Origin of the sequence: Bradyrhizobium sp. 160, assembly GCF_023073735.1 — a bacterium.
Lineage (GTDB): Bacteria > Pseudomonadota > Alphaproteobacteria > Rhizobiales > Xanthobacteraceae > Bradyrhizobium.
In genome coordinates this window covers 24,239-30,238 of the sequence record NZ_JADPKD010000046.1, presented here as the reverse complement: position 1 = coordinate 30,238, position 6,000 = coordinate 24,239, and the positions used below count along the sequence as shown (strand labels likewise).

Annotated in this window: 5 protein-coding genes; all 5 read right to left on the bottom strand. The window is 64.8% G+C overall.

The genetic code is table 11. The features are described 5' to 3' along the window. The coding region (locus tag IVA98_RS18100; protein WP_524536388.1) for a M16 family metallopeptidase at positions 1-273 on the bottom strand (273 nt) is incomplete at its 3' end. Between the two features lie 205 nt (positions 274-478). Continuing rightward, complete coding sequence (locus IVA98_RS18095; protein ID WP_247299512.1) at positions 479-1,201, bottom strand: chromosomal replication initiator protein DnaA; 723 nt, start codon at positions 1,199-1,201, stop codon at positions 479-481. Positions 1,202-1,295: 94 nt separating this feature from the next. After that, entirely contained in the window at positions 1,296-1,790 is a 495-nt protein-coding gene (lspA, locus tag IVA98_RS18090; protein ID WP_247299437.1) for a signal peptidase II, read from the bottom strand. A gap of 9 nt (positions 1,791-1,799) precedes the next feature. Next, complete coding sequence (gene ileS / locus IVA98_RS18085) at positions 1,800-4,808, bottom strand: isoleucine--tRNA ligase (protein WP_247299439.1); 3,009 nt, start codon at positions 4,806-4,808, stop codon at positions 1,800-1,802. 200 nt (positions 4,809-5,008) lie between these two features. Continuing rightward, complete coding sequence (locus IVA98_RS18080) at positions 5,009-5,980, bottom strand: bifunctional riboflavin kinase/FAD synthetase (RefSeq protein WP_247299441.1); 972 nt, start codon at positions 5,978-5,980, stop codon at positions 5,009-5,011. Positions 5,981-6,000: the final 20 nt, after the last annotated feature.

Genomic DNA, 6,000 nt, shown 5'->3' with positions numbered 1-6,000 from the left:
CGAGGTGCCCTTGAACATCAGGTGCTCGAGGAAGTGTGCGAGGCCGGATTTGCCCGGAGTCTCGTCGGCCGAGCCGACCTTGTACCAGATCATCTCCGTGACCACGGGCGTGCGGTGATCCGGGATCACCACGACCTGCATGCCGTTGCTGAGCGTGAAGCTGGCGGGCGGGGCCGATGTTACCGTGGTCTGGGCGAGGGACGCGCCGGCCGTCAGGACACTCGTCGAAAGCAGCGCGGCAAGGAGGCAGGCAGCCGATCGGTAAGAGAACATCATGATCCTTATGACAGGCCGAGGTCCGGATCTCCGGCTCGGAGGCACGGCATCGTACACCGTGCGGCTGAGGCTTCGCGTCACGAAGCAGAGAACTCAACGCGTAGGCAAGTTACTGATCGGCAATTCAGGAACCGTGTCCGGCGTGCACGAGTCGCCGGCGCAGGGTTCGCTTCTGTCAGGACGTCGCGGCGCGACGGGAACGCTATTGTTCCTTGTCCTTGCCCGACATGATGTCGAAATAGGTCCGCCGCGACTTGTCCGGTCCGGAGCCATAGGCGTAGTTCGGCGACGGCGTCTGATAACCCGGCGGAGGCTCGACCAGCGATTGGCGCGGCGGCTCGCTGGTGAATGCCTTCTCTTCCGAGCTGTTGCCCTTGAACATGCCCCAGAGACCGCCGGAATAGCCGAGCTCGGCCGGCATTAGCGACGGGTTGCCGTTGGTGCCCGGCTGAATCGGATCGTTGCTGGTGCGGGGGGCTGCGGCGACCTGGCCGGCCTTCATCTCGGCGGGCGACAGCGGCTGAGCGGCTTGCCAGCTCTCCTGCGCCTTGTTGGCCTTCTTCCGCGCGGCAATGGCTTCCTTGCGGCGTTTCTCGTCGGGGTCCTTCGGCCAGTTCGGCGCATTCTTGGCCTGGGTTGCGGCGGGCGGCGGCAGGTCGAGCTTGGGCGGCACGACCAGCGGCGAACGCTCGCGGTACTCGATGCCGGGCTTCTCCATGCTCTTGGCGCCGATGCCGGACATCAGATTGTCGATGAGCTTCTCTTCGAAAGTCATGTCGTCGTCCTCGTCGTCGTCACCGGCGCGGGCGGCGCCGGACGACATGACGAGACCGATGCCAAGCGCGACTGCGGACAATTTCAATGCCCGCCAGATGCCCCGTTGGGGGTCTCGAACCATCGAACCGCTGGTCTTCGAGCTGCGCATCACCATACCTGTTCCATATTGTGGCAGATTGCCGCTCGCACGCGGCTTGACCCTCGCAAAAGCGGGTTCCACCCGCCGGTCGTATCGGCCGGGATCAGGGCGCTTTTGCGGCGGGTACCCCCAGGAAGGAATCATACAATAGCGCCGCCACCCCAGCAACGATGGCCACGTCGGCGAGGTTAAACACGTACCAATTATAGATATTTCCGCCAATCTCGATGTGAAACAGGGCGAAATCCACCACCGCGCCATAGGCCAGGCGGTCAATGCCGTTGCCGATGGCGCCCCCGATGATCAGGCCGAGCGCAATCGTGGCAAGGAGGGTGTGGGAGCGGGCCATCCAGATCGCCAGCGCGACCACCGCAATACCTTTGACGGCCATCAGCGCGAACTGCGCCGCCTGGCTGTCGTTCTGGAGCCAGCCGAAGCTGATGCCGATGTTCCAGGCCAGCACCAAATCGAAGAACGGCGTCACCCGCACCGCGCCGCGGCGGGCGAGGTCGAACACGTTCAGCAGCCAAAGCTTAGAGGCCTGGTCGAGGACGAGTGTGACCAGGGCGGAGATGATGCCGGCGCGCAGCGGGGTCATGGCTGACGGTCAGACCGCCACCCCCAGCGCCTTCCATTCACGCAACGCCTTGGCGTCGCGCGGGGTGACGTCGGGGTATTCGGGGTCTTCGCCCACCGTCGGCGAGATCTTCCAGGAGCGGGCGCACTTGGTGCCGACCGCCTTCTCGACGACGACTGCGACGCCCGGCACGGCATCGAGACGGAACGCGGAAGCCGGCGCCTCGCCCTCGCGCACCTCGTAGTTCGAGGTGATGCAGACTTCGGCGAGATCGACATCGAACAACGTCGCCAGCATGGCCCGGTCGGCGACATAGATCACCGGCGAGGCCTCGAGCGAGGAGCCGATGTTCTTGGCGGCGCGTTCGAGCTCGAGTGCGCCGGTGACGACGCGGCGCACGTTGCGGATCGTCTCCCACTTGGCGGCGAGCTTGTCGTCGCGGAGCTTCTCGAGGCCATCAGGAAACAGCGTCAGGTGCACCGAAGGCTCGGCGTTCGGCCGGTACATGCGCCAAGCTTCCTCGGCGGTGAAGCTCAGGATCGGCGCCAGCCATTTCAGGATCGAGGCACACAACAGGTCGATGGTCGTCAGCGCCGCCTTGCGCGTCAGCGAGGACGGTGGGTCGCAATAGAGCGTGTCCTTGCGGATGTCGAAATAGAACGCTGACAGCTCGCTGTTGAGGAACGCGGACAGGATAGCGACCACGGTCTTGTAGTCGAACTCCCGATAGGCCTTGCCGATCGCGGCGGCGCGCACCGCGAGCTCGTGCAGCATCAAGCGCTCGAGTTCCGGCATCTCGGCGGGCTCGATTGCGTCGGTCGGCTTGTAGTGATGCAGCGTACCCAGCATCCAGCGCACGGTGTTACGCAGCTTGCGATAGGTCTCGACGGTGTTCTTCAGGATCTCGGGGCCGATGCGCTGGTCGTCGGTGTAGTCGCAGGATGCAACCCAGAGTCTCAGGATGTCGGCGCCGGATTCCTTGATGACGGCCTGCGGCTCGATGGTGTTGCCGAGCGACTTCGACATCTTGCGGCCGTCCTCGGCCTGGGTGAAGCCGTGGGTCAGCACGATGTCGTAAGGAGCCCGACCGCGCGTGCCGCAGCTCTCCAGCAACGATGAGTGGAACCAGCCACGATGCTGGTCCGAGCCTTCGAGATACATCACCGTGTCGGTGCCGCCGTCGACCTTGCGCTTGATGCCGGCAAGGCCGGGGAAATGTACAGGGTCTTCGAGCACAAAGGCGTGCGTCGAGCCTGAATCGAACCAGACGTCGAGAATGTCGTCGACCTTCTGCCAGTCCTCGTTGGCGCGGGGCCCGAGGAAGCGCTCGCGCGCTCCCTTCGCATACCAGGCGTCCGCGCCTTCGTTCTCGAAGGCTTGCCCAATGCGCGCATTGACGGCTTCGTCCTGGAGGATCTCGGCCGAGCCGTCGCCCTTCTCGCGCACGAACACGGCGATCGGCACGCCCCAGGCGCGTTGGCGCGAGATCACCCAGTCCGGGCGGGCCTCGATCATGCCGTTGATGCGGTTCTCGCCCGACGGCGGCACCCATTGCGTCACCGAGATCGCGTGCAGCGCGCGCGCGCGCAGCGTGTCGCCGGACCTGGTGTTGCCGTCAGCGGCAACATCCTTGTCCATCGCGATGAACCATTGCGGCGTGTTGCGGAAGATCACCGGCTTCTTGGAGCGCCAGGAGTGCGGGTATTGATGCTTCAGCCGACCGCGCGCGAGCAGCATGCCCCTTTCGACGAGCGCCTTGATCACGGCCTCGTTGGCGTCGCCCTTCTCGCCCTTGTCGTTGATGACGCGCTTGCCGGCAAAGCCCGGCGCATGATCGGTGTAGGCGCCGTTCTCATCGACGGTATAGGGGATCGCGGTGTTGATGCCGCGCGCATCGAGATCGCGCGCCTGCGCCGTCCATGCGTCGAAGTCCTCGCGCCCATGGCCGGGTGCCGTGTGCACGAAGCCGGTGCCGGTGTCATCCGTGACGTGGTCGCCGGGCAAGAGCGGCACGATGAAGTCGTAGCCGCCGTCGAGGCCCTTCAGCGGATGGCTACACTCGATCGCGTCCATGGTGTCGCCGGGGACGTCGCGGACCTTCTCATAGGCCGTCACGCGCGCCTGCTTAAAGACTTCTGCAGCGAGCGCATCGGCGAGGATGAGGAGATCGCCGGGCTTGGCCCAATTGTCGGCGGGCGCGTCCGTCACCTTGTACAGGCCATAGCCGATCTTCGGCGAGAATGAGATGGCGCGGTTACCCGGCAGCGTCCATGGCGTGGTGGTCCAGATCACGACGCTTGCGGAGGCGAGCGCACCGTGCGCTGGCGAGGTCACCGGAAACTTCACCCACACCGTGTCCGATGTGTAGTCCTCGTACTCCACTTCGGCTTCGGCCAGCGCGGTCTTCTCGACCACGCTCCACATCACCGGCTTGGAGCCGCGATAGAGCGTGCCGTTGGCGGCGAACTTCATCAGCTCGCGCGCGATCTGGGCTTCAGCGGGATAGCTCATCGTGGCGTAGGGATGGTCCCAGTCGCCGATCACCCCCAAGCGCTTGAATTCCTCGCGCTGCACGCCGAGCCAATGCGTGGCATAGGCGCGACATTCCTTGCGGAAGTCGATCATTGCGGCACTATCGCGGAAGTCGGGCTTCTGCTTGCCCTTCTTGCGATAGTGCTCTTCCTCGACCTTCCACTCGATCGGCAGGCCGTGGCAGTCCCAGCCCGGCACGTAGTTGGAATCGAAGCCGAGCATCTGCTGGCTCTTGGTGACGAGATCCTTCAGGATCTTGTTCAGCGCCGTGCCGATATGGATGTTGCCGTTGGCGTAGGGCGGGCCGTCATGCAGCACGAATTTGGCGCGGCCCTTCGCCCTCTCGCGCAGCTTCTCGTAGAGGCCGATCTCATACCAGCGCTTGAGGATCTCCGGCTCCCGCTGCGGCAGACCGGCGCGCATCGGGAATTCGGTCTGCGGCAGGAACAGGGTTTTCGAATAGTCTTTGACTTCAGACTTTTGGGACTTTTGCGGCTTTTCGGACATGAGGCTGACTGGCTCGGAAGGGCGCGGGAAACGGATGGCGATAGGGAATCGCGGGGTGAGACGATACATCCCGGTCTTGCGCCGAGCCGAAGGCTCAGGCGGAAGCCGGGCCGCTAATCCCTATGATGCGCCGCGCAAACATGGGCTCTCCATAGCAGCCGGACGGGGGAAGCGCAAAGGTGGGGTGGCCCGGTTCGGGCTCAATCGATCACGCCAAGTTTCGGAAACGCATCCGGGGCGGCGGCCAACATGGCGCGGGCGCGGGCGGAATCGTCGTCCATCTGGCGGATCAGGGCCTCCAGGCTGTCGAATTTCAGCTCTTCGCGGATGAAGCCGACGAAAGCGCAGTCGAGCACCTGCCCGTAAAGATCGCCCTTGAAGTCGAACAGGAAGATTTCGAGCAGCGGCGCGCCATTGTCGAAGGTCGGACGGCGGCCGAAACTCGCCACGCCGCCGAGGCGCTCGGTGCCGCGGCCGATCCGCACGGCGTAGATGCCGTGCTTGAGGCCGCAATTGGCGTCCAGGCGGATGTTGGCGGTGGGATAGCCAAGGTCGCGGCCGCGCTTCTCGCCGTGGATCACCTCGCCGGTGATGAACCAGGGACCACCCAGCATGGTGGTGGCTTCATCGAGTTGCCCCTCGGCGAGCGCGATCCGGATCGCGCTGGAGGAGACCGGCCGCTCGTCGATATCGATATGGGGTTGCACGTCGACCTCGATGCCAAGCCGGGGCGCCTCGTTGACCAGCAGGCTCGGCGAGCCGACGCGACCCTTGCCAAAATGGAAGTCGTAGCCGACGGCAATGCCGCTGACGCCAAGGCGGCCGATCAGGTCATGGTGTATGAAATCTTGCGCGCTGGTTCCGGCGCGCGCCTTGTCGAAGGTCATGACCACGGCACCGGCAAGGCCGGTGCCGGCCAAAAGCCGCAGCTTGGCCCGCTCGTCCGTCAGGCGGAATTGCGGGGTGTTGGGGCTGAAAAACCGCCGCGGATGCGGCTCGAAGGTCAATGCCAGCGCAGGGCGGCCATGCGCCCGGCCCATTTCCAGGGCGGCCGTGATCACGGCGCGATGGCCGAGATGAACGCCGTCGAAATTGCCCATGGCGACCACTGCACCCCGCGGAATCGCGGAATCCGGCGTTGTGTCGCGGATGACAGTAAAGGGCGAGGCCATCAGGGGAATTCTCAAACCGG